We start from the raw sequence: 24,005 nt of genomic DNA, 5'->3' as shown, positions 1-24,005 counted from the left end.
TGCTGCGCCAACTACGCTCCTAAAGATCCGCCCCCACCAGCGGATACACGTTGTATAGCCCAGTCGTTCACCGCGTGGGTCTCTACGGGAGTGTCCTGCAATGAAGCTAGTAACCGTCATGTTCTGTGTATTTGTCCTGCTTCCGTTCACGGTCTCCGCTGCCCCTCAAACCACCTCTGGTGAGATCCGTTTTACCGGGCAGATCGTCGATTCCGCCTGTGAAGTAGGGCGAGTCGGCACGTTGAGCTCCAGCGAGTCTCGCCAGATCGAACTCAAGCCCGGTCTGAAGCTCGACGTCGACACGTACCGCAACGCGTGCAGCCATGAAGCGCTGCCAATGACCATGACCTTTGAGCCGCTGAAGACCTCGCCCGATAAAGGCATCGTCACCATCACGTACCTGTAAACCGTTCGGCGTACGCTGCAAATCTTCAGGTGCTGACCCGTGGCGCGCAGGTATACTGCGCGCCTTCGCGGCTCAATTACCGGGCGCGACTTTTTGTTTTGCGGAGCTTTCATGACTTCCCCGATCCAACCGCCGGTTGACGACGCCGTGAGCGATGTCCCGGCTGAACTGGCCGACGCCAGCGAATCCAAAGCCGAGATCCCGGCGTTCAAGTTCCCGTTCAAACCGGGCGAATTGGCCGCTGCCAAAGACTCGAACCAGCCGTGGTACAAGAACGGCGCCAAGAACGGTCACACCAAGACCCCGGGCATGGCCCCGCCGGGTACCCGTCGTTCGATGGGCAAGCGCTGAGTTTCTCTCTCAGAAAGAGACTATTCCCACACGGATAAGCGATCCGTCTTCTGGGAATTCCGATGACCTCTCGTCGAAGATTCATGCCCTCGTGAATGCTTTGATGAAGGTCATCTCAATGTCTCTGGCAAAAATCATTTCCATCTTGTCGGTGTTAGCCCTGACCAGCGGTTGCGTGTCCTCAGCGGTTGAACCGACGATTCGTTTCGGCGTTGAGCCCCTTGTTCCTCCATTTGAAAGCCGAAACGATAAAGGTGAGCTGGTCGGGCTGAACATCGAACTGGGCAATGCGTTGTGCGCGGAGTTGCAAAAGCGCTGCGTCTGGGTCGATCAGGATTACGCGACCAACATCGCGGCACTTGAGGACAATCGCTTCGATGTGATCATGCCGATGACCGCCACGGTGGCGCGTCGTGAGCGAATTGACTTCACTGACAATCTCTACCCGCTGAGCAGCCAATTGGTCGCGCGCAAGGGTTCCAACCTGCAACCGGATGTCCGGTCCCTCGAAGGTAAACGTATCGGCGTGCTGGCCGGCACCAGCCGTGAAGCGTTCGCCAGGGAACGATGGGCGCCGTCTGGCGTGACGGTGCGCAGTTTTCAGTTCAACGACCAGCTGATCGCCAGCCTGCTGACCGGCGAGATAGATGCCACTCTGCAAGACTCCATCGAAATCACTGAGGCGCTGCTGCGGCATTCCCGAGGTGCGGCATTTGAATTCGCTGGTCCACCGCTGAAAGATCCGATGCTGGGCACCGGCGTGGCCATGGCTGTGCGCAAAACCGACAGTAAACTGCGCGATGACCTGAACGCCGCCCTTGGACGTCTGAAGCTCAATGGTGTGTATCAAGTGATTACCGAAGGGTACCTTCCGCCCGTCGTTGAAGAGTCACTTCGTTATCAGCCCAATGCCGAAGGGTTTCCGTTCTCTGATTCGGTCAGGATTGGAGACACGATCTACTTATCCGGCGTGCTGGGGCTCAATGACAAAGGCGAGCTGACTAAAGGGGGCATTCGCCCGCAGATGACTCAAGTGATGGAGAACCTGCGTAGCGCTTTGCACAGCAGCGGTTCATCGCTGTATCACGTCGCCAAATGCACGGTGATTCTGACTGACGTCAAGGATTTTGCCGGCATGAACGAGGTGTATCGCAGTTATTTCCCGGCTGACCGCTTACCGGCGCGCACTACATTCGCTGGCAAACAACTGGTGGTGCCGGGCGCAAAAGTGGAGCTTGAGTGCCTGGCGGTGGCTCGACGCTGAGTCATCGAAGCTTTCTCCATCGACCGTCTCGTCTCTGGACACTGACGGTTGATGGCTAAATACCGGTGATTCGCAGCATCTGGATCAAGCCACCCGCAGAGAAATAAACGCATACGTCTGCGCCGGCTCCGTCACCACCTGCGCCCCGGCCGCGAGCACTTGCCCGGCGACATCATCACCGGACAAATGAAACAGCCATTCACTCGATGCTTCGCTCAGTGGCTGCGCACTCACCTGATCAATCACCGCTGCAAAAGCGTCCATATTCGGCAGATACGCCGTGAACCCGTCGCCCTTGAGCGCGGTGGTACGAATCCCCAATGCGGCACAAATCGCATCCTTGAGCCGAATGTCATCGCGATCCGCCTGCCTTGAGCGCTGAATCAGTTCAATCAGTTCCTGATCAACCAATTCGCCACCGACGATCAGCGCCGGCCCCTGTTCCCACGACTCTGGCGGGCAATCCTTGGCTGCAGGGTTGAGCGGGATATGCGGATTGATTTCCGCCGGATAAATTCGACACACCAAAGGCCGACGCTCGTAGATGCGACATAGCTTGTCTTCGTCAAGATTCCGACAAGGGCCGACGTTGTACGCGGCAAAGGTGATCGCCACGTGCACGTCCGATGCGCCGCTGCGTACCAGCGCCGAACGCCGCTCGGCGTGTTCACGTTGCTGCGCCGGCAAGCCCAGACCGTTGCCGAGAAAAGCCTCTGCCAGCACGATGACCTGGCCGCCGTCCGCCGCCCACATGCGGGCTTCGGCCAGGGTCAGGGGCACATGATGGTCAGTGCAGCATTTGCCGCAACCTACGCAGGAAAACGTCGTAGTCATTGAGCGATCAATCTTCAATCAGGGTGTGAATCGGCGGCAGAAAATCGCCGTGCAGACCCGGATCGAAGCAAGTTATGCGCCATTCACTGGGCTTTGGCGGTTGGTCGGATCGAGTCCCACTCGGTGACGAACGCGGTTTTCGACTTTTTGTTGAACAGGCACAGTTCGGTGCCTTGCTGGCCTTTCATGTGTTTTTGCGGGTATTGGCCTTGCAGCAACACGGCGGTGTAGCCGACGCGGTCGTCGAATTGTGCGGGGGTGCCGACGGGTTTGGCGTTTTTCAGGCCGCTGGCTTTGGTGCAACTGGCGAGCACGGTTTTGTCGTAGGCGGCCCATGCGTCGGGGCTTGATGCGTGGGCTTGGGAAGCGAGGGCGGTGAGGCAGAGCAGGCTTGCGGTAATGGCTTTCATGGTTGGGGCATCCTTGTAATGACCAAGGTTGGAGTATGCCTGAGGGCTGGAAGTTGCTGGCGATGGCGGTTTATCAGGCGGGAACACGTTCCCGGCGAACCAAATACATCCCGGCACTTTCATACAACCGCTGCGCCCGAACGTTATCTTCCAGCACCTTCAAATCAACAAATCCTTCGCGCCGCTGCTGAAAAGTTTTGAATGCATTCAACAGCAGCGCCCGACCCAAACCTCGGCCTTGAGCGCGCGGATGCACCACCAGATTCTTGATATATGAACTGGTCCAGCACTGCACCACACCGACTACGCCATCGGCATCAACAGCAATGAAACACAGCGCCGGGTCATATTCCGGATCGCTTTCAAAGCGCCGTTGCCAGGTGTCGAGATCTGGCACTCGCCCCCCACCTTCCCGGTGACCGAGTTGCATGAGGTGATGCACAGCCAAAGCCAACTCCGGCCGGTAAGTGCTGATCTCAACACCCTCCGGCCAGACCATTTCCGGCACGTCTGCTCGCAGATCGCGCCGCATCAAAAAGCAATAGGTCTCGCCCAACACTCAGTGGCCGTTGGCGGCGACGTGCTTGGCCGCTTCGATCAGGCGTTGGGTCAGTTCCGGCGAGGAGAACTTGGTCAGCACCGCGTTGGCCCCGGCCAGTCGGGCTTTTTCGCTGTTCATCGCGCTGTCGAGCGAGGTGTGCAGCAGCACGTAAAGGTGAGCGAAGTCCGGGGTTTCACGCAGGGTGCGGGTGAAGGCGTAGCCGTCCATCTCGGACATTTCGATGTCGGAGACGATCAGGTTGATCTGTTGCGCCGTGCCTTGCAGGTCGAGCAGGCAGTCGATGGCTTCCTTGGCGCTACGCGCGGTGTGGCATTGCAGGCCCAGGTTGCGCAGGGTGTGCACCGATTGCTGCAGCGCTACCTGGCTGTCGTCGACCACCAGAATCCGCGCGTTGCCGAGTACATCGGCGTCTTCCATGGACAGGTCGGTCGGGGCCATTTCGATCTGCGCCGGGGCGATGCTGTGGATGACTTTTTCGATGTCCAGCACTTGCACCAGTGTGCCGTCCACTGAGGTCACGCCGGTGATGTAGGCCCGCGAGCCGCCGGAACCGAACGGCGGTGGCTTGATGTCGGTGGTCAGGCAATGGACGATCTTGCTCACCGCCTGCACGTGCAGCCCCTGCTTCGAACGGCTGACGTCGGTGACGATCAGGCAGCCGCCGTTCGGGTCTTCCAACGGCCGCTCGCCGATGGCGCGGCTGAGGTCGATCACCGACAACGAGGCGCCGCGCAGGGTCGCAATGCCTTTAACGTGCGGGTGCGACTCCGGCATTTTGGTCAGCGGCGGGCAGGGGATGATTTCACTGACTTTCAGCAGGTTGATCGCCATCAGCTTGCCGCTGCGCAAGGTAAACAGCAGAAGCGAAAGTGAGTCTGCGCGGGCTTTGGTGGAAGACATATAAACCTTCTGTGGAAAAGGTGGTGGGCGAGGGTGCAAATCGCCAGAAACTATTGATGCCGGGTTATCGGCGTTAATGGGGTGGGCTTTAGGTCAGTTGTCGGGTGGGGGGCTTAGCTTTTCATCCCCAACCGCTTGGCCATCCGTCCGAGGTTGGCTCTATCAAGCCCCAACTCCCGCGCCGCACTCGCCCAGTTATCCTGATTGCGTTCCAGCGCCGCACTGATCAACCGCCGCTGATATTCCTCGGTCGCGCTGCGCAAATCCCCGCTGATCAACGGCATCGCCGCGACAACCCCGGCAATCGGCTCAGGCGAGTTATCCACAACCTCGCGCGGCAAATCCAGGTCCGCCGCACTCAGGCTGAGGATTTTCGGCCGCACCTTGCAGTTGCCCAAAGCCTTCAACGCACTGCGCCCGATCAAGTGTTCCAGTTCACGTACGTTGCCCGGCCAAGTGTAGGCGAGCAGGGCATCCTGAGCGTCGCTGGTCAGCCGCAGGCTATTAAGGCCCATGCGCGAGCGGTTCTGTTCGAGGAAAAAACCGCTGAGCAGCAACACATCACGCCCGCGATCACGCAGAGCCGGCACCCGCAACGGGTACACGCTCAGACGATGATAAAAGTCGGCCCGGTAGCGGCCACTGCGCACTTCTTCGGCCAGATCGCGGTTGGTCGCGGCGATCAGGCGTACGTCGACCTGATGTTCCTTGTCCGAACCCAAACGCTGCAACTGGCCGCTTTGCAGGACCCGTAGCAACTTGGCCTGTACGGTCAGCGACAGCTCGCCGACTTCATCGAGAAACAGCGTGCCGCCATTGGCCAGTTCGAATTTGCCACGGCGGTCGCTGGTGGCGCCGGTGAAGGCGCCGCGCACGTGGCCGAACAGTTCGCTCTCCACCAGTGTGTCGGGCAGTGCGGCGCAGTTGAGGCTGATGATCGGTTTGTCGGCACGCTTGGAGGCTGCATGGATCGCCTGAGCCACCAGCTCTTTGCCAACCCCCGTTTCACCCGTGATCAACACGGTCAGATCGCTGCCGCCGACCAGATTGATTTCTTCCACCAGATGTTTGTGCGCCTTGCTCTGGCCAATCATCTCGCGGCTCTGCTGGCCGCTGGCCTGACGGTAGACCTCGGCGCGCTGGTGCTCGTCTTCAGCGCGGATTGCCAGCCGTTCGATGCGCTCGGCGGCGTTGACCGTGGCCGAGGCGAGGCTGGCGAAGGCTTGCAAAGCGTCCAGTTCGATCGGCTCGAAACGCTCGGGGTCGAGGGCATCGAGGGTGATCAGGCCCCAGAGTTTTTCATCGACAAACAACGGGCAGCCGAGGCAGTCGTGAACTTCGAGGTGATCGTCGAGGCCGTCGACCAGACCGTCGTAGGGATCAGGCAAGTCGCTGTCGGTGGCAAACCGGGTCGGGCCTCTGCCTGCCAACAACACTTCAAAGCGTGGATGCTCGCTGACTTTGAAGCGCCGGCCCAGGGTGTCGGTGCTCAAACCATCGACTGCCAGCGGCACCAGCGATTCACCGTCGAGGCGCAACAACGCGGCGGCATCGCACGGCAGCAGGGCGCGCATGGCTTCGAGCAGGCGTCGGTAGCGTTCACCCTCGGGCAGTTCGCGTGAGAGGTCGGATACGAGGGGAAGCAAAGCGGTGAGAAGGGATTTGGCAGTCATGGTCTTGTAGTCAAAGAGACAAGATGTAGTCGGGATGACTATAAAGAGCTTTGAGTCGATTTGACTACTATTTTTTTAAGCTACTGATTTATATGAATAAATTAATTGGCACGGAAGCTGATAAGCCTTAGGTAACTTTTAAATGAAGCTCAGGAGTCAACCTTATGCTTAGCGTCCAGGATCGTGCCATCGTCAAATCCACCGTGCCTCTGTTGGAAAGCGGTGGTGAAGCGTTGATTACTCACTTCTACCGCATGATGCTCGCCGAATACCCGGAAGTCCGCCCGTTGTTCAACCAGGCCCACCAGGCCAGCGGCGACCAACCGCGTGCCTTGGCCAACGGCGTGTTGATGTACGCGCGGCATATCGATCAGCTCGACCAGTTGGGCGATCTGGTGGCGAAGATCATCAACAAGCACGTAGCTCTGCAAATCCTCCCGGAACACTACCCGATTGTGGGTGCCTGCCTGCTGCGCGCCATCTCCGAAGTGCTCGGCGAAGAGATCGCCACGCCAGAAGTGATGAGTGCCTGGGGCGCGGCTTACGGGCAACTGGCTGATATCCTGATCGGCGCCGAAACCGCCATCTACGACCAGAAAGAGCAAGCCGTCGGCGGCTGGCGCGGGGCGCGGGAGTTCATTGTGGCGGCCAAGGTCGAGGAGAGCGCGGAAATCATTTCGTTCTACTTCGAGCCAGCGGACAAAGGCCCGATCCTCGCAGCCGAGCCGGGTCAGTACATCGGTATGAAGCTGATCCTCGACGGTGAAGAAATCCGCCGCAACTACTCGCTGTCGGCACTGGCGAACAATGGTCAGTACCGCATCAGCGTCAAACGCGAACCGGGGGGCCGAGCCTCCAATTATTTGCACGATCAACTGCATGTCGGCGCGAGCATTCAGTTGTTCCCGCCATCGGGTGAGTTCACCCTGACCGCCAGCGACAAGCCTTTGGTGCTGATCAGTGGCGGTGTCGGTATCACCCCGACGCTGGCGATGCTGGAGGCGGCGCTGGAGACTGAGCGTCCGGTGCATTTTATCCACTGCGCGCGCAATGGCAGCGTCCACGCGTTCCGCGACTGGATTGATGAGTTGGCCGAACGTCATCCACAGCTCAAGCGTTTCTACTGCTACGCCGAAGATGACGGCGTGAGCCCGGCGGCGGACAAGGTCGGCCTGTTGAGCGAGGAGTTGCTTGGCGAGTGGCTGCCGGCGCAGCGTGATGTCGACGCTTACTTCCTTGGGCCGAAAGGTTTCATGGGGGCGATCAAGCGCCATTTGAAAGCACTGGGTGTGCCGGAGAAGCAGAGCCGGTATGAGTTCTTCGGGCCGGCTGCTGCTTTGGAGTGATCTGAAACCGCGTCGCCTTCATTCGCGAGCAGGCTCGCTCCCACAGGATTTGTGTTCAACGCAGATCCAATGTGGGAGCGAGCCTGCTCGCGATTGCCGTTACACGATCCTGATTCGTAAAAAGTGTTTAAAGGTTAATCGTTTCTTAACCGGTTTATCGTTTATTCCCCGATGCTGATGATAGGCGCTCGTTCGTTTACCTGATCAGGATCGCCCTCATGTCGCACCTCACCTTGTCCCGTCATTTCAGCCTTGCCGCTCTGGGCCTGTCGGCCGCTTTGCTGGCCAGTCCGTTTGCCTCTGCCGAATCGGCCTTGATCAAACCGCAGACCCTGATTGTCGATCAGAGCCTGCCCAAGGCACAGGCGCAAGCCATGGAGCTGGCGGCGCGGCGTTATGGCAGTTTCTGGAACAGCGGTGAAGAGGCCTTGGCCACCGCCGCCTTGTCGCCGCAATTTGTCGACAAGACCCCACCCGAAGGCCGGGTGCAGGGGCCGACCGGGCCATTGCTGGCGTCGAAGTTTTTTCGCACGGCGGTGCCGGACTTGAGTTGCGAGATCGAGCAAATGATCGTCGCCGGTGATCGCGTGGTAGTGCATTTGCACTTTCGCGGGCATTTCACTGGCACGTTCAAGGCTCTCAAAGGGCAGGGTCAGCGTGTAGACTTCCGGGCAACCGATATCTATCAGATCGACAACGGTCGCATTGCGGCCAATTGGCATATCGAAGACAACATCAGCCTGATGGCGCAACTGCAAGCGCAGCCGCCGGCCAGCTGAACCATGGACATATAAGGGAAACGCGATGAGCGAGGAAACGATTCGACTGGGACGTGAGCGGCGCTTTCTGGTGCTGCTGGGCATCATCTGCCTGGCGCTGATTGGTGGCGCGCTGTACATGCAGATCGTGCTCGGCGAAGCGCCGTGCCCACTGTGCATCTTGCAGCGCTATGCGTTGCTGCTGATCGCGCTGTTCGCGTTCATTGGCGCGGCCATGCGGACCAAACGCAGCATCACCGTGTTCGAAGCGCTGGTGGTGATTTGCGCGATTGCCGGTGCCGGCGTGGCGGGGCATCACGTGTACACCCAGTTCTATCCGGCGGTGAGCTGCGGTATCGACGTGTTGCAGCCGATTGTCGATGATCTGCCGCTGGCGAAGATCTTCCCGCTGGGCTTCCAGGTCGACGGTTTCTGCTCGACCCCGTACCCGCCGATCCTCGGTCTGTCGCTGGCGCAATGGGCGCTGGTGGCGTTCGTGCTGGTGGTGATTCTAGTGCCACTGCTGACCTCGCGTAACCGAAAAGCACTGCGCTGAGTCAACTATTCGGCTGATTGGCCGATACAGAAAACGCCCCGATTTGCGGTTCAGCAAATCGGGGCGTTTTGCATTTCAGGGTGTTTGTGAAAACACCGTGACGAACGGCAAGGGAGGGTGCGGCAGATGTGCGACATGTTGTCACACAGACCGTGTCGCAGGCCGTCGCAGCGACACGGATTGGTGCGCTGTTACAAAAAAGGATTGGTCAGTTTCATTGAATTTTGGCTTTTGCACGCGTGTGCCAGATCAGGCAGTTTTAACAAGCGCAGGCAAATGGCCAGAAGCCTTGGGGTATCGGGCTTTGCGCTGATCCGGCATTCAGGAAATGCCTTCAGAGCTGTCTGAACTGAGGCGTGTACACCTACAAAATTTGGTGTTTTTGTTGAGAATCGATTTCGATAACATGCGGCACTTTTGCAAAAATGACGATGGATTGTTGCTCGAACGGATAAAAATTATTTCGGGATAAGACATGGTGTATAGGGCGCTACCTATCTACAATCGCCCGCACTGAATTCCCGGCACTGTTCAGCCTTTATTAAGGAGGCGAGCAGGAAGTCGGGTGTCGAGTAAGTCGTGAGGCTTTCAAGACACCCAGGTGTCGGTGCCTTCCAACTTTCCGCACCAAATGGAATTGGTCTGTAACAAGGCCTTTGACCACGAATTCGAATAAGAACTGACCGCTGTCCCAGGTTTTGTCGAGCGTCTGACGCGCGACGGGCGGCCCTTATTCAATCCAAAGAAAATGCCAACCCTTGGCAGGGTGAAGTGTTGGCGATCAAAACCCAACTGCATTGCGCAAGCTGCTTTAGAGGTCGTGAGATGAGTAAAAACAGGTACCCCAGATTACTAGGCCTAGTGCCGCTGCTCGGCACGTTGTTGCTGGGAGGCTGCAACATGACCTTGCTCAATCCAACGGGCCAGGTTGGCCTGGAACAGCGCAACCTGATCATCACCGCGACCCTGCTGATGCTGTTGGTTGTGGTGCCGGTCATCGTCATGACCTTCCTGTTCGCCTGGAAGTACCGCGCCTCCAACAAAGACGCCATCTACACCCCGAAATGGTCGCACTCGACCAAAATCGAAGTGGCGGTCTGGACCATCCCGGTGCTGATCATCATTGCCCTGGGTTACATCACTTACATTTCGACCCACGAACTGGACCCGTATCGTCCAATTCAATCCGACGTCAAGCCTGTGACCATCGAAGTGGTCGCGCTGGACTGGAAGTGGCTGTTCATCTACCCGGAACAAGGCATTGCCACGGTCAACAAGATCGTGTTCCCGGCGCACACGCCAATCAACTTCAAGATCACCTCCGATGCCGTGATGAACTCGTTCTTCATCCCGGGCCTGGGCGGCCAGATCTACGCGATGGCGGGCATGCAGACCAAGCTGCACCTGATCGCTGACCGCAACGCTGAAATGGACGGTATCTCCGCCAACTACAGCGGCGCGGGTTTCACCGGCATGAAGTTCAAAGCCATCTCAACCACTCAGGAAGATTTCGACGCTTGGGTAAGTGAAGTCAAGAAGTCACCTAAACAGCTTGATCAGGCTGAATACGCAGCCCTTGCCAAGCCGAGCCAGAACAACCCAGTCGAGCTCTACTCCTCGGTCACGCCGAACCAGTTCCAGATCATCGTCGACAAGTACGAAGGTATGAAGCCGGGCAAGCCGCTGAAGCACGAGAAGAAAGAGAAAGAAGTGGCGGCCACGGAAATTGACTCGAGTTCGCATTCAGCTGCCGGGGCAGAGGAGTAAACGATGTTTGGTAAATTAAGTTGGGAAGCAGTCCCATTCCACGAGCCGATCGTGATGGTGACCATCGCCATGATCGCCCTCGGTGGTCTGGCGCTGTTCGCTGCAATCACTTACTTCAAGAAGTGGACTTACTTGTGGACCGAGTGGCTGACGTCGGTCGACCACAAGAAAATCGGCGTGATGTACATCATCGTCGCCATGGTCATGCTGCTGCGCGGTTTTGCCGACGCCATCATGATGCGTACCCAGTTGGCCATGGCCACCGAGGGTTCGCCTGGCTACCTGCCGCCTGAACACTATGACCAGATCTTCACCGCTCACGGTGTGATCATGATCATCTTCATGGCGATGCCATTCTTCACCGGCCTGATGAACCTTGCAGTGCCGCTGCAGATCGGCGCGCGTGACGTTGCGTTCCCGTTCCTGAACTCCCTGAGCTTCTGGCTGCTGGTATCCGGCGTTGTGCTGATCAACCTGTCCCTGGGCGTCGGCGAATTCGCCAAGACCGGTTGGGTTGCTTATCCACCGCTGTCGGGCCTGCAATACAGTCCTGGCGTGGGGATGGATTACTACATCTGGGCGCTACAGCTATCCGGGTTAGGTACGACGCTGACGGGGGTCAACTTCCTGGCCACCGTGCTGAAAATGCGTACCCCTGGCATGAAGCTGATGGACATGCCGATCTTCACCTGGACCTGCACCTGGGCTAACGTCCTGATCGTGGCTTCGTTCCCGATCCTGACCGCTACCCTGGCACTGCTGACCCTTGACCGTTACATGGATTTCCACATTTTCACCAATGAACTTGGTGGCAATCCAATGATGTACGTCAACCTGTTCTGGGCCTGGGGCCACCCTGAGGTATACATCCTGATCCTGCCGGCATTCGGCATCTTCTCGGAAGTGATCTCGGCGTTCACCGGCAAGAAACTGTTCGGCCACCACTCGATGATCTACGCTTCGGGCGCGATCTCGGTACTGGGCTTCATGGTTTGGCTGCACCACTTCTTCACCATGGGTTCGGGTGCGAGCGTCAACGCCTTCTTCGGTCTGGCGACGATGCTGATTTCCATCCCGACGGGTGTGAAGCTATTCAACTGGCTGTTCACCATCTACCAGGGCCGTCTGCGCTTCACCAGCCAGGTTCTGTGGACGCTGGGCTTCATGGTGACCTTCGCCATCGGCGGCATGACCGGCGTACTGCTGGCCATCCCGGGTGCTGACTTCGTTCTGCACAACAGCCTGTTCGTGATCGCGCACTTCCATAACGTGATCATCGGCGGTGCGGTATTCGGTTACATCGCAGGTTTCGCGTTCTACTTCCCGAAAGCGTTCGGCTTCAAGCTGCACGAAGGCTGGGGTAAAGCAGCGTTCTGGTTCTGGATCTCGGGCTTCTTCGTCGCGTTCATGCCGCTCTATGCACTGGGCTTCATGGGCATGACCCGTCGTCTGAACGCCACCACCAACCCTGAGTGGGTACCGTACCTGTACGTTGCCATGTTCGGTGCGGTGATGATCGCTGTCGGTATCGCTTGCCAACTGATCCAGCTGTACGTGTCGGTGCGTGACCGCAACAAGCCAGAGAACGTTTGCGATCACGGTGACCCGTGGAATGCACACACCCTGGAATGGTCGACCTCGTCGCCACCTCCGTTCTACAACTTCGCTGTGCTGCCTAAGGCTGACTGCATCGACCCGTTCACCGAAGCCAAGGAAAACGGTACTGCGTACCAGCGTCCGGCCAAGTACGAGCCGATCCACATGCCGAACAACACCGCCACTGGCGTGGTGATGGGCGCACTGTTGACCGTCTTCGGTTTCGCAATGATCTGGCACATCTGGTGGCTGGCAATCGCGAGCCTGGTAGGCACTGTCGTCTACTTCGTGATCCACGCTGCACGTGACGACCAGGGCTATATGGTTCCGGTTGAAACGATCGAGCGCATCGAAGCCGAGCAGCACAAGCGTCTGGTTGCGGCAGGGAAAATCCCGGCCGGTGCCACCCGTGTTGAAACCTCGTTGGAACAGGCTTAAACCATGTCGAATTTAGTGACCAATGCCGGACACGCCCATGGTGAACATGGGCACGATGACCATCACCACGACTCGGGCGAGATGACCGTATACGGTTTCTGGCTCTACCTGATGACCGACTGCATTCTGTTTGCGTCGATCTTCGCGGTGTACGCAGTACTGGTAAACAACGTTGCCGGTGGCCCGTCGGGCCACGAAATCTTCGAACTGCCATACGTGCTGGGCGAAACCGCTCTGCTGTTGTTCAGTTCGATCACCTACGGCTTCGCCATGCTGGCGTTGTTCAAAGGTAAAAAGCAGCAGGTTCTGGGTTGGCTGTTCATGACCTTCCTGCTCGGCGCCGGCTTTATCGCCATGGAGATCAACGAGTTCCACCTGCTGATCTCCGAGGGCTTCGGTCCTAGCCGCTCGGGCTTCCTGTCCGCGTTCTTCACCCTGGTCGGTACCCACGGTCTGCACGTATCCGCGGGTCTGATCTGGATGGGCATCATGATGTACCAGGTCAACAAGCACGGCCTGACGGCGACCAACAAGACCCGTCTGAGCTGCCTGAGCCTGTTCTGGCACTTCCTGGACGTGGTGTGGATCTGCGTATTCACCGTTGTTTACCTGATGGGGACTCTGTAATGGCTAATGCACACTCCCATGACAGCCATGATGCTGGCCACGGCAGCGTAAAGTCGTACGCCATTGGCTTCATCCTGTCGGTGATCCTGACCGTTATCCCGTTCGGCCTGGTGATGTACCCGAGCCTGCCGAAGGCGACGACGCTGGCAATCGTTCTGCTGTTCGCAGTGATCCAGGTGATTGTTCACCTTTATTACTTCCTGCACCTGGACCGTTCCATCGCTCAGCGTAACAACGTGATCGCGTTTGTCTTCACGGCCATCGTGATCGTGCTGCTGGTTGGCCTGTCGCTGTGGATCATGTTCAGCATCCACACGTACATGATGGCGAAGTGAGGTAGACCCGATGTCGCTCAAGCACTTTATCCAAATCACCAAACCGGGGATCATTTTCGGTAACGTGCTTTCTGTGGCAGGCGGGTTCTTCCTGGCCTCGAAAGGGCATGTCGATCTGGCGGTGTTTCTGGCAGCCATGATCGGCACCTCCCTGGTTGTAGCCTCCGGTTGCGTGTTCAACAACTGCATCGACCGCGACATCGACCTGAAGATGGAACGCACCAAAAACCGGGTGCTGGTCCAGGGCTTGATCTCCCTGAAACTGGCCCTGGTCTACGCGACCATCCTTGGTGTTCTCGGCGTTGCATTGTTGTACAAGGTGGCCAACCCGTTGGCCGCCCTGTTCGCGGTAATCGGCTTCGTGATCTACGTCGGCTTCTACAGCCTGTACCTCAAGCGCAAGTCGGTTCACGGCACGCTGGTGGGCAGTCTGTCGGGCGCCATGCCGCCAGTGATCGGTTACGTCGCCGTAACCAATAGCTTCGACATGGCCGCGCTGGTCCTGCTGGTGATGTTCAGCCTGTGGCAGATGCCGCATTCCTACGCCATCGCGATCTTCCGCTTCAACGATTACCTGGCCGCATCGATTCCGGTGTTGCCAGTGAAGCGCGGGATTCAAGTGGCCAAGAAACACATCCTGCTCTACATCCTGGCGTTCCTCGTGGCGACCTTGATGCTGACCTTCAGCGGCTACGCCGGCATGAGCTACCTCGCCGTCGCCGCGGCCATGGGCATGTACTGGTTGTACATGGCCTGGACCGGCTACAAGGCAGTGGATGACACGGTCTGGGCACGCAAGCTGTTCGTGTTCTCGATCTTCACCATCACCGCGTTGAGCGTCATGATGTCCCTGGACTTCAAGGTGCCGAGCGAGCTGCTGCTGACGTACGCGCCGTAAGGTTTCAGGTTGTACAAGAAACCCCGCCATCGAGAGATGTGCGGGGTTTTTTGTTGGGTGTGATTTGGATATGCACCGGCGAACACTTTCATTTGGGAAAGAGCTCTCTTTCAACACGGAGTTCTCCTACCGCTAGAAGATTTTCCTTTCGATACGATCCCGTCGACTAGTTTTTGATGGAGCGGACGGGATGACGCGCAATTTGTTTGATGAGTTAATGCAAGGAGTCGAGGAGATGGCAATGTCGCGAGGACAGATATCCAGGGCTTCGGTGGAGGCAGGTTGCTATCAATTAGTAAAAGACCTAGATTTGGATCCAACTAAATCGATGACCGGTATCGAGTCAACTTCACGGCGTGCATCGGTCTCAACCTGCGTTTCTTACGCATCAATCAAAAGGCTGGGCGAAATGACTGAGAGGATGACCTGCGACGAACGCTTCATTGCCCTGGCACAAGAGCTCAACTACGACATCTACGGCGAGAACACCGCCGGCGGCAATTACGCGCCGCTGATCCGACATCACGATGAGCTGTACATCAGCGGCATGGTGCCGCGCACCCATGGCAAGATTCAGTACCCCGGCCGCGTTGGCCTTGAGTTGACCCTCAAGGATGCGCAGGCCGCTGCCAGCATCAGTGCGATGCGGTGTCTGACGTTGATCGTCGATGCGGTGGGGTCGCTGGACAAGATCCGGGCGTTGTTGCGGGTCACGGTGTACGTGAAGTCCACCCCAGACTTTGTTGACCTGAGCGAAGTGGCCAACGGTGCATCGGACGTGTTCAGTCATGTGCTCGGCGATGCCGGACGCCACACTCGCACCACGGTCGGTGTCTATCAGTTGCCGAAGAACGCGGCGATCGAAGTCGACATGATTGCGGCATTGCACGCCGACGCATAACCCGCCCGCCGGAAAACAAAAAGCCCCGCCTGAATCTCAGTGCGGGGCTTTTCTGTCAGCGTTGCCGTATTACTGCGCGGCGATGCTGTAGCCATCGAACGCGGTCTGCTGTTGCAGGGCGGTGATGATGTTCTTGCGGTTGACCGCGTGTTCAGTGCCGGCGTTGTCGACGAAGGTTTCGCCGTCGATTTCAGCTTCTTCGCCTTCACCAACGAAGGTGAAACCGAGGAATTCCAGCGCTTCACGATCAACGCTCAGGCGCGAACGTGGCGTGCGCAGTGGCAGGGTCACGCTGCTGCCGTCCTTGCTGATGGTGAAGATTTCGACTTCTTTCTTCGCCCGTGCCGCTTTGCTCTTGCCGCCGCTCGGGTTGCTGATCGCCTGATGCGTATGGTTCAGCACTTTGAGCGCCAGACCGTAAACGATTTCCTGGAACGCCGGATCGTCCTTGAAGCTGGACAGGATTCGGCCGATCGAGAACTTGCTGCTCAGGTCTTCAAGCGCGGCAATGTCCGCGGCTTCGGCGTCCTTCAGGGCCTTGAGTTCACCCATCAGTTCGTAAGCCTTGTCGTCGTCGAAGCGGTCGTGTGCCTGACGGATCGCGGTGCGCAGTTCGCGGATCTGGTCGCTTTCGCGGGTCGACTGAAAAGCGTCCAGCACCATCTCGCTGATGATTTTGGCTTGTGGCAGGTGTTGTGAAAGATTGATGGAGTTTTCGTATTCCGCTTTGGACGATTCGGTGACTACGGATTCAGCGGTGTTGAAATCGGACATTGAAATTTCACTACTTTTTAACTTGAGTGGAGATGAGCAAGCGCGGGGCTTTTTCAGGTCGACTAATTTAGGGGAGTGGGGTGGCGTTGTCACGGAGCAACAGTCTGCCGGTCGAGTTTTTTGCCCTTTGCTCAGTGCTCGCTCTGTTTCAAGCGTGGGCGCTCCATGGCGATCACCGAAGTTTCAAAACCCAGACTGGCAAAAAACGCCTCAGCACCTTCACGACCGGCACGCAGCACCCAAGTGATATCGGGGTTGTCGCCCATCACATGTTCGACCAGTGCGCGGCCAACGCCTTCGCGCCGATGTTGGCCGTCAACCACCACCATCGACAGATAACCGTTGGATAAACCGTCAGTGATGCCTCGGGCGAAACCGATGATTTGCCCGTCCTTGAAGGCGACGGCGGTACGCTGGGAGTTCTGGATCAGTTGGGCAAAATATTCGGCGGCGCCCGTGCGATGTCCCCAGCCGTGCAGGCCTAGAAAGCGCCTGGCCGATTCCACTTCGGCGGGTTGCAGATCGCGTACGGTGAGTGCGTTGTTCATTGGCTGTCGAGTCCTTTGTCAGCGTTGGTTTGAGTCTGCTTCGGGCGTCCGTCGTCAGGATCTGCCCCATGCTTTCATCGCGAATTCGACAAAGCGCCGCAGCTTCGGCAGTCGATAGCGATCCGGGGCGTAGAGCAAGTGCAATGGGCGACTGGGCGGTTGGTAGTCGGGAATGACCGTGACCAGTTTGCCGTCGCGCAGGTCCTGTTCCACCAGCGCGTCAGGCAGCATCACGATGCCCATACCGGTGCGTGCGGCCTGATGCAAGCCGGCGGAGCTGTTGATCAGCATCGGGCCGCTGACGTCGACCATGATTTCTCCGTCCGGACCACTGAGGCGCCAGCGCTTTTCCACTGATTGCCAATCATCACCGGTAGGGTAGGCGAAGGACAGGCAGTCATGCTGTTGCAGGTCTTGCGGTGTGAGGGGCATGCCGCGTCGTGCCACATATTCCGGCGATGCGCAGACCGTCAGGGTGTAGTCGATCAATGGCCGCGCAATCAGGTTGGACTGCTCGAAGTTTCCCAGCCGGAAGGCGACATCGAGGCCGTTTTCCATCAGGTCCGGGCGGCTGTTGGTCAGCACCACGTCGAGTTTGACCTGCGGCCATTGCAGGGAATACTCACTGAGCGCCGGAGCCATGCGTTCAACGCCGAAGGTCAGGGGAGCGGTAATTCGCAGGATGCCACGCGGCTCATCAAGGGCCTGTTCGGCAAGTCGTTCGGAGTCCGCCACGAGCCCCAATACGTCCAGACAACGCTGGTAGTAAACGCTGCCGAACTCGGTCAGTCGCTGCCGCCGCGTGGTGCGTTGCAGCAGTTGCACGCCGAGCCGTTGCTCCAGGGCTCGCAGGTGATTGCCTACCATCGTCGTCGACATATCGCACTGCAACGCGGCCGCGGTCATGCTCCCCGCTTCGACAACTTTGATGTAAACGCTCATCGACTGAAACAGATCCATTATCAAGCTCTGCTTTTAAATGATTGAAGTTTTGCCGAGTTTATCCAGTTCTGGTGGCTAACCATACTGCAAGCACACCGACCTTCACTGGAGTTTGAAGTCATGACCGCCGCCCTGATGAACGCCTACCAACCGCTGGCCCTGAGTTTCACCAAGGGCCTGGGCACCCGACTGTGGGATCAGGCCGGTCGCGAGTATCTGGATGCGGTTGCCGGGGTCGCGGTAACCAACGTTGGCCACTCGCATCCGCGGATCGTTTCGGCGATCAGCGAGCAGGCGGGATTGCTGCTGCATACCTCCAATCTGTACAGCATCGACTGGCAACTACAACTGGCAAAGCGGCTGACTGTGTTGTCGGGGATGGAGCGGGCGTTCTTCAATAACTCCGGTGCCGAGGCCAACGAAACCGCGCTGAAACTGGCGCGGCTGTACGGGTGGCGCAAAGGTATCGAACAGCCGCTGGTGGTGGTGATGGCCAACGCGTTTCATGGCCGCACACTCGGTACGTTGTCTGCCAGCGACGGCCCGGCAGTACGCCTGGGCTTCAATGAGCTGCCGGGGGATTTCATCAAAGTGCCATTCGGTGATCTCGCCGCACTGGAGAATATTCAGCGCAAGCACGGTGAGCGGATCGTGGCGATTCTGGTCGAGCCGATTCAAGGTGAAAGCGGCGTGCAACTGGCGCCGCCCAATTACCTCAAAGCCCTGCGTGAACTGTGCAATCGGCATGCGTGGCTGCTGATGCTCGACGAGATCCAGACCGGCATCGGTCGCACCGGCCAGTGGTTTGCGTTTCAGCATGAAGGCATCGTCCCGGACGTGATGACGCTCGCCAAAGGACTCGGCAACGGCGTACCCATCGGCGCTTGCCTGGCGCGGGGCAGGGCAGCAGATCTGTTCACGCCGGGCAGCCATGGCAGTACGTTCGGCGGTAATCCGCTGGCCTGTCGGGTGGGATGCACGGTGCTGGATATCATCGAAGAGCAGGGTTTGCTGGAAAATGCGCGGGTGCAGGGTGAGCGTCTGTTGGCTCGGTTACGCACAGAACTGGCGGACAACCCCAATGTGCTGGCGATTCGCGGGCAGGGATTGATGATCGGTATCGAGTTGAAACAGCCAATTCGCGATCTCACATTGATCGCTGCGCGGGATCATGGGCTGCTGATCAACGTCACACGCGGCAAGACCATACGGCTGCTGCCGCCGCTGACGATTGATGAGCGTGAGGTGGGGATGATTGTCAGAGGTGTCGGGCGGGCGTTGGATAGAGACTGAGCGAGTGATCAGTAGTGGTATTTGCAGGTGATGACGCAAATTTCTCCGCCTTCGATCCTATATACCAAACGATGCTCGGCAGTTATTCGTCGTGACCAAAAGCCGCTCAGGTTGTGCTTGAGCGGTTCAGGTTTACCTACTCCCTCGAACGGTTCGCGCTGGATTGCTTTGATCAACAGATTGATACGTTTGAGCCCGGCCTTATCGTTCTGCTGAAACCACAAGTAGTCTTCCCAGCCTGTTGGGGTGAACTCGATTTTCATTCTTCGATCAATTGCCTGACTTTGGCTTTTCCAGCGCGCATTTCACCAATCGATTTGATCAACCGCTCGGCGTTGGCCGGAGAGCGCAGCAGGTAGGCTGTCTCTTCGAGTGCGTTGTACTCAGCCAGAGACATCATTACGACAGGTTCACCTTTTTGACGGGTTACCAGAAGTGGTGCTCGGTCTTCATTGACCCGATCCATCGTCTCTGCCAAGTGTGCACGGGCTGTGGTGTAGTTGATGGTTTGCATGTTGTAGTCCTCGCTGGATGCAAAGAACGTACAGAAATGAGTACATGATGACAAGGTGATACCTACCAGTGGTTGTTTCGCAAATGGACTTTTTGCGAGCAACTTCAGTATCACTCAAGAATTCTGCAGACGTTTCTGAGAAAGTTGTAATCCCTATCCTCGGTCGCGAACCCTGAATAGCCATCACACTGTCGTCATGTGGCAGCCTCAGTGTAGGAAAAGGGTCGTGCGTCAGTCCGGATAATCCGTCAAATCCGGCGCCAGCATCCGCGTCTTCGCCGCGCCATTCGAATTGTGCTGAATGATCTCTCGCGGCTGCCCCTGCTCATTGAAAAACACCTGCCCGATCCCCGCCGAGTTCCACAAGCGCTCACCTGCTTCAGCATGGTCCGGCGTGTACGGCACGATGCGCATGCGCCGGCGTTTGGTCAGCCAGTTCAGGGGTGAGCGCGGTGAGTAGAGCCAGCGGTTGAGCCGGTCGAACCATTCCAGCAGCGCCGGCGGAAATTCGTTCTTGATGCCGCTGCTGGTGATCTGCCAGATCCGCGGGCCGGCCTTGCGGTGTCGGATCAGCACTTCGTAGACGAAGGAATAATGCACATCGCCGGACAGCACCACGTAGTTACCTGGCGTACGCGTGTGTCGGAAGATGTTCAGGATCACCTGCGCCGCACCCCGATGGGCCATCCAGTTCTCCGCGTCGACCAGCAGTGGATAACCGAACCAACTGAAGATCTTCTGCACGGTTTCAATCAGCTTCACGCCAAAGATCGGCGCGGGCGAAACGATGATTGCTGACGGGTGATCAAGCAGGTCCTGCTGCAACTCGCTCAAGGCTTCCCAGTCGAGCAGACCCGACGGTTGCTTGAGCGCCAACTCGCTGCGCCAGCGTCGAGTACGAGTGTCCAGGACTACCAGCGCGGGACTGGACGGCAGCACAAAATGCCAGTTCTGAAAGCGCAGCAGGTCATCGATCAGATCGTCCTGTACCGGGCTGTCGAGGTAGTGATCATCGCCGCTGGCGATCAGACCTCGGGTTTTCTCCAGTACATCCTTGAAGGCATCCGGGTTGTTGCCCCAGCCCTGGCACAGCATATAAGCGATCAGTGCGTTGCCGATGATGCGTTTGGAGAACGGATGGCCGTAGGCCGTTTCCTCCCATTGCGCGGACAGATTCCAGTCATCGGTGATGTCGTGGTCGTCGAAAATCATCAGGCTCGGCAGATGCGCCAGTGCTCGGGCGACGTTGCTCAGGCCAACCTTGAAGGCGTCGATACGAGTTTGTTCGAGGGTGTAACGCTTGAGCCGTTCGGGCGTGAGCGTTGGCGCTGCCGGATTGATCAGTGTCCACGCGACCGGCGACCACACCAGCAAGTACATCGCCATGACTTCGGCGAACGTTACCAGGTGATTGTCGGCGCTGCTGCTGGTGAAAATCGGCTTACGCGCGCCGCCGAAAAATCGCTCACGCAGAGTCTCGTTGCTCTCCAGCGCCGGTAACAAATCCGCGCGGTGGTAGTAACTGGCCGGGTGTTCGTAAAGCTTGGCGCTGTCGCTGACCACGGCACCTTCGAGGTGTTCGTCGAACAGGCCGAGGCGCTTGATCAAGGCATGAATCGCCCGTAGCGTCGGCCCGGCAACGTCATCGGCGTAGACCTGATCGCCGCTCATCATCAACAGAGCCGGGCGTTGCTGTGGATCGGTTTCGGCGGCCAACAGTTGATCGACACAGAGCAAACCGTCCGCCGCCGGGTGATGTGGCTTGCGACAGGAACCGTGGAGCAACTGATCGATGCGTGAGCGCACGACGAAGTTTGGACACGTAGCGCCGCCATACAACAGGTGCGGCGCCCAATCGGCGATACCGTCCTGGTCATCAATCAGCAGGTCGTAGTCGATAAATTCGTCGAGGGGCAGGGCGTTTTCGAGTCTGACATCGATGAGATGAACGAACGCTCGACTGCCCACGGCAATGACTGCGCATTTCTCGGCATCGAGAGGAATGTTTCCTACACCCTGCAAGCGCAAGGTCAGCGACAGCGGGCGTGTAGCAACCAGCCACAGTACCAGGCGTTTGGGCTCCAGCCGTCGGATCAACGGGCCAGCCAGAACAGGAGGCAACGGGGTCAGCTCATCAAGTGTTGGGGACATCCGGGGACAAAGCTCAAGGCGCACAGGCCGGCGATGATAGCGCAGCCGGCGCCTTGAACGCTTAAGTCAGACTTAAGAGTCCGCTTTTTGCAGCTTCAGGCCCAGCAGGCGCCATTCGGCAGGAATCGCATCAACTCTCGGCTGCTCCTGCACGGAGCAATCGAAATGGTATTTCACATCGTCGCCGTTCATGTTGCGCGCGGTGACGGTGTTGCTGAAGGTGTAGACCTGATCCTTGAAGCGATGGCTGACGAGGCCTTTGCTGTCAGCAAAGCGCGCCGAGTTGGGAAAGCGCAACGTGCTGGTCACGAACGGGCTGCACATGACATACGCGATCATCGACTTGTCGGCCTGTGCATCGCCGCGCAATTTCTTGTTCAGCGCTGCCAGGGCCATGCGACCCTGATAGTCGCTTTGATCCAGCACGGTCTGTAACCCGATTGATTTCGGCGCCCGGCTGGCGTAGTTCGGCAGCAATGCGGAGTCGGCGGGAGAGGGCTTGTCGTCCGGCTCGATGGCAGCAAAAACCGGCGCATCCTTCAGCTCGGCAGCGGGCGTGACTGACTCGGCCTCAGGCAATAGGGAGGTCGGCTCGGCGACCTGCGTGTTTTCAGCCTGCGCCGCCTCGTAGTCATGCGACGAAGGAAACAGCGATAAAGTGATCGACAGCACCACCATCGCAACAATGAAACCACCCGCAGCGCCAACAATGTTGCCGTAGAAAATATTCCAGCTACCGCGGTTCTTCACCACCCAGCGCCACATGAAACCCCAGGCCGCGACAAACGCCAGAAAACGCAAAAACTCCATTTGATCCTTTCCTTAAACCTTCAAAAACCTGAAAACAGTGCGCAGCAGATGATGAGCCCTGAAGATGGACGGCAAGATATCAAAATCGAAGCGCTGCGCTATCAAGAACCGGGGAAATAATTCACTGCAAGGAACGCCAGCGTGGTAAATCCGGCGGCGAAACCACACAGTGCGCCCAGCAACTGACGTGCGACCGGATGCTCCGGTTGACGGCGATGGGCAACCCACATCCATACACCCGCCAACACCCCGGCGCTGTTCATGATTACCACCAGGCTGCGATCCAGGTTTGACGTCGCCATCGTCGTGCCAATGACCCCGCCATAAATCAGCGTGAATACGATTCCAGTCACCACGGCACTTCCGGCACCGGCAAGGTTGGCAAGTAACAAATTCCACTCACCCCGTTGCTTCACGACCCACGTCCAGGTTCCGGCCATTACCAGCAAGCACAACAAAGCATCCATTGATTCATTCCTGAGTGCGCGATAGCAGAGGCGGTTGGTGCGCCTCCAGCGAAAGTGGACGGCAAGATATCAAAATAGTAGCGTCACGCCACTGCCCTTATCTTCGTAACGGACTACACATGCCTGCAATCACTAAAACCTTGCGCCTGTTTTGTGCACTCACTCTGGGCTTTTCCCTGACCCCGGCATTCGCCGCCTGGCAAGAACACCCGGAAAACAGCTGGAAGTATTACGCCGGCAACTGCCAGCAAGTGCAGGGAAAACTGGCCGACGTGCAGAGCGGTCGAACCAGTGCCTACGAGATGATGGTTGCTCTGGAAAGCAATCTGCGAACCATGAATGAGCACCGCTCGAACCTGACTCCCGATCACGTAGGTTCCGCCGAATTCGCCCAATGCGAAAACGTCGCCGCCCAGGCTGAGGCGATGATCGCCCAAGGCAAAGCCGAGTTCGCCGCGAAAATGGAACGTGGCGTGCAGGAGGGTCGGATCGCCCACCAGAACTCCCCCGAATACCAACGCGCGCGCTCCCTCGGCTTCAGCGACGTCGGTGACATTTCTTTCCTGAAACTGCACGAAGACACCGAAGGCGAAGCACACCTGAAAACCATGCTGATCACCGTCGACGAAGTCTGCGGCCAATACTTCCGCGCGACGCAGTATGTTAAGCCGTATGTGATCTACACGGTCAGGCCTTCGGATGGCGGTTGTGGGGAGGTAAAGCGCGTGGCGATCATGGGTGGCCGAGCGGTGGAGAAGGGTGACTACATCGATGAAAGAGGGGAGTTTCAGTATCTGGGATGGAAGAATATTGTCGGTGCGGATGGTTTTCCGACGGATATTCGGGTGCTGAAAGCCCGTCGTTAAGTTGCGTCAACACTTGGA

Annotated in this window: 27 protein-coding genes; 14 read left to right on the top strand and 13 right to left on the bottom strand. The window is 58.0% G+C overall.

Annotation, left to right across the window (positions count from 1 at the left end):
- The first annotated feature begins 100 nt into the window (after positions 1 to 100).
- From ACA074_RS22870 to ACA074_RS22860, 3 genes are all read left to right on the top strand, one after another.
- Positions 101 to 406 (top strand): type 1 fimbrial protein, encoded by a 306-nt coding sequence (locus tag ACA074_RS22870; protein WP_497677859.1) that lies wholly within the window; start codon positions 101 to 103, stop codon positions 404 to 406.
- 111 nt (positions 407 to 517) lie between these two features.
- Complete coding sequence (locus ACA074_RS22865; RefSeq protein ID WP_187677985.1) at positions 518 to 757, top strand: hypothetical protein; 240 nt, start codon at positions 518 to 520, stop codon at positions 755 to 757.
- 118 nt (positions 758 to 875) lie between these two features.
- Entirely contained in the window at positions 876 to 2,021 is a 1,146-nt protein-coding gene (locus tag ACA074_RS22860) for a transporter substrate-binding domain-containing protein (protein WP_497615323.1), read from the top strand.
- Positions 2,022 to 2,105: 84 nt separating this feature from the next.
- Here the strand turns inward: ACA074_RS22860 and ACA074_RS22855 are convergent, their stop codons facing one another.
- The 5 genes from ACA074_RS22855 to norR form a co-directional block, all read right to left on the bottom strand.
- Positions 2,106 to 2,855: a YkgJ family cysteine cluster protein gene (locus tag ACA074_RS22855; protein ID WP_497615322.1), complete on the bottom strand. Its 750-nt coding sequence runs from the start codon at positions 2,853 to 2,855 to the stop codon at positions 2,106 to 2,108.
- Between the two features lie 83 nt (positions 2,856 to 2,938).
- Positions 2,939 to 3,265, bottom strand: coding sequence for a hypothetical protein (locus ACA074_RS22850; RefSeq protein WP_489878757.1), 327 nt, complete (start codon positions 3,263 to 3,265; stop codon positions 2,939 to 2,941).
- 73 nt (positions 3,266 to 3,338) lie between these two features.
- Positions 3,339 to 3,797, bottom strand: a complete 459-nt coding sequence (locus ACA074_RS22845) for a GNAT family N-acetyltransferase (protein ID WP_497679345.1) — start codon at positions 3,795 to 3,797, stop codon at positions 3,339 to 3,341.
- 27 nt (positions 3,798 to 3,824) lie between these two features.
- Positions 3,825 to 4,727: a chemotaxis protein CheV gene (locus ACA074_RS22840; protein ID WP_187677981.1), complete on the bottom strand. Its 903-nt coding sequence runs from the start codon at positions 4,725 to 4,727 to the stop codon at positions 3,825 to 3,827.
- Positions 4,728 to 4,840: 113 nt separating this feature from the next.
- Positions 4,841 to 6,400, bottom strand: a complete 1,560-nt coding sequence (norR, locus tag ACA074_RS22835) for a nitric oxide reductase transcriptional regulator NorR (RefSeq protein WP_497677858.1) — start codon at positions 6,398 to 6,400, stop codon at positions 4,841 to 4,843.
- A 164-nt stretch (positions 6,401 to 6,564) separates the two neighbouring features.
- Between norR and hmpA the strand changes: the two genes are divergently transcribed.
- The 9 genes from hmpA (at position 6,565) to ACA074_RS22790 (ending at position 15,622) form a co-directional block, all read left to right on the top strand.
- The gene (hmpA, locus tag ACA074_RS22830) at positions 6,565 to 7,746 is read left to right on the top strand and encodes an NO-inducible flavohemoprotein (protein ID WP_497677857.1); all 1,182 of its coding nucleotides are present in this window, start codon (positions 6,565 to 6,567) and stop codon (positions 7,744 to 7,746) included.
- 218 nt (positions 7,747 to 7,964) lie between these two features.
- Complete coding sequence (locus ACA074_RS22825; protein WP_187677978.1) at positions 7,965 to 8,525, top strand: ester cyclase; 561 nt, start codon at positions 7,965 to 7,967, stop codon at positions 8,523 to 8,525.
- Between the two features lie 25 nt (positions 8,526 to 8,550).
- Positions 8,551 to 9,060, top strand: coding sequence for a disulfide bond formation protein B (locus ACA074_RS22820; RefSeq protein WP_187677977.1), 510 nt, complete (start codon positions 8,551 to 8,553; stop codon positions 9,058 to 9,060).
- Positions 9,061 to 9,885: 825 nt separating this feature from the next.
- On the top strand, positions 9,886 to 10,827 hold the full coding sequence (cyoA, locus tag ACA074_RS22815) for a ubiquinol oxidase subunit II (protein ID WP_201236894.1): 942 nt from the start codon (positions 9,886 to 9,888) through the stop codon (positions 10,825 to 10,827).
- Positions 10,828 to 10,830: 3 nt separating this feature from the next.
- Positions 10,831 to 12,861, top strand: coding sequence for a cytochrome o ubiquinol oxidase subunit I (gene cyoB / locus ACA074_RS22810; protein ID WP_042560959.1), 2,031 nt, complete (start codon positions 10,831 to 10,833; stop codon positions 12,859 to 12,861).
- 3 nt (positions 12,862 to 12,864) lie between these two features.
- Complete coding sequence (gene cyoC, locus ACA074_RS22805; protein ID WP_187677975.1) at positions 12,865 to 13,488, top strand: cytochrome o ubiquinol oxidase subunit III; 624 nt, start codon at positions 12,865 to 12,867, stop codon at positions 13,486 to 13,488.
- Positions 13,488 to 13,823: a cytochrome o ubiquinol oxidase subunit IV gene (gene cyoD, locus ACA074_RS22800; protein ID WP_007916940.1), complete on the top strand. Its 336-nt coding sequence runs from the start codon at positions 13,488 to 13,490 to the stop codon at positions 13,821 to 13,823. Before cyoC ends, cyoD begins: the two co-directional genes overlap by 1 nt.
- 10 nt (positions 13,824 to 13,833) lie before the next feature.
- Positions 13,834 to 14,721 (top strand): heme o synthase, encoded by an 888-nt coding sequence (gene cyoE, locus ACA074_RS22795; RefSeq protein WP_187677974.1) that lies wholly within the window; start codon positions 13,834 to 13,836, stop codon positions 14,719 to 14,721.
- A 409-nt stretch (positions 14,722 to 15,130) separates the two neighbouring features.
- Complete coding sequence (locus ACA074_RS22790) at positions 15,131 to 15,622, top strand: RidA family protein (RefSeq protein WP_497677856.1); 492 nt, start codon at positions 15,131 to 15,133, stop codon at positions 15,620 to 15,622.
- 69 nt (positions 15,623 to 15,691) lie between these two features.
- Here the strand turns inward: ACA074_RS22790 and ACA074_RS22785 are convergent, their stop codons facing one another.
- The 3 genes from ACA074_RS22785 to ACA074_RS22775 form a co-directional block, all read right to left on the bottom strand.
- Complete coding sequence (locus ACA074_RS22785) at positions 15,692 to 16,396, bottom strand: hypothetical protein (RefSeq protein WP_497677855.1); 705 nt, start codon at positions 16,394 to 16,396, stop codon at positions 15,692 to 15,694.
- A gap of 131 nt (positions 16,397 to 16,527) precedes the next feature.
- Positions 16,528 to 16,944, bottom strand: a complete 417-nt coding sequence (locus ACA074_RS22780) for a GNAT family N-acetyltransferase (RefSeq protein ID WP_497677854.1) — start codon at positions 16,942 to 16,944, stop codon at positions 16,528 to 16,530.
- Between the two features lie 54 nt (positions 16,945 to 16,998).
- Positions 16,999 to 17,904 (bottom strand): LysR family transcriptional regulator, encoded by a 906-nt coding sequence (locus ACA074_RS22775; protein WP_401271877.1) that lies wholly within the window; start codon positions 17,902 to 17,904, stop codon positions 16,999 to 17,001.
- Positions 17,905 to 18,006: 102 nt separating this feature from the next.
- Between ACA074_RS22775 and ACA074_RS22770 the strand changes: the two genes are divergently transcribed.
- A complete protein-coding gene (locus ACA074_RS22770) occupies positions 18,007 to 19,179 on the top strand; it encodes an aspartate aminotransferase family protein (protein WP_497677853.1) in 1,173 nt (390 codons plus the stop codon).
- An 8-nt stretch (positions 19,180 to 19,187) separates the two neighbouring features.
- Here the strand turns inward: ACA074_RS22770 and ACA074_RS22765 are convergent, their stop codons facing one another.
- From ACA074_RS22765 to ACA074_RS22745, 5 genes are all read right to left on the bottom strand, one after another.
- Positions 19,188 to 19,442, bottom strand: a complete 255-nt coding sequence (locus ACA074_RS22765; RefSeq protein WP_489878763.1) for a Txe/YoeB family addiction module toxin — start codon at positions 19,440 to 19,442, stop codon at positions 19,188 to 19,190.
- Positions 19,439 to 19,693, bottom strand: a complete 255-nt coding sequence (locus tag ACA074_RS22760; RefSeq protein WP_086791676.1) for a type II toxin-antitoxin system prevent-host-death family antitoxin — start codon at positions 19,691 to 19,693, stop codon at positions 19,439 to 19,441. The genes ACA074_RS22765 and ACA074_RS22760 overlap by 4 nt, the downstream gene beginning before the upstream one ends.
- A gap of 231 nt (positions 19,694 to 19,924) precedes the next feature.
- Entirely contained in the window at positions 19,925 to 21,844 is a 1,920-nt protein-coding gene (locus ACA074_RS22755; protein ID WP_497677852.1) for an alkaline phosphatase D family protein, read from the bottom strand.
- 72 nt (positions 21,845 to 21,916) lie between these two features.
- Complete coding sequence (locus ACA074_RS22750) at positions 21,917 to 22,654, bottom strand: hypothetical protein (RefSeq protein WP_497677851.1); 738 nt, start codon at positions 22,652 to 22,654, stop codon at positions 21,917 to 21,919.
- Between the two features lie 101 nt (positions 22,655 to 22,755).
- Positions 22,756 to 23,121 (bottom strand): hypothetical protein, encoded by a 366-nt coding sequence (locus tag ACA074_RS22745; protein ID WP_187677964.1) that lies wholly within the window; start codon positions 23,119 to 23,121, stop codon positions 22,756 to 22,758.
- Positions 23,122 to 23,240: 119 nt separating this feature from the next.
- On the opposite strand from ACA074_RS22745, the gene ACA074_RS22740 reads away from it, so the two are divergent.
- Positions 23,241 to 23,987: a hypothetical protein gene (locus tag ACA074_RS22740; protein ID WP_497658057.1), complete on the top strand. Its 747-nt coding sequence runs from the start codon at positions 23,241 to 23,243 to the stop codon at positions 23,985 to 23,987.
- The last annotated feature ends 18 nt before the right edge of the window (positions 23,988 to 24,005 follow it).

The sequence above is a fragment of the Pseudomonas sp. LBUM1655 genome (assembly GCF_059716085.1).
Note: the sequence above shows the minus strand (reverse complement) of the source record. Positions and strands in the feature narration are given on the sequence as shown.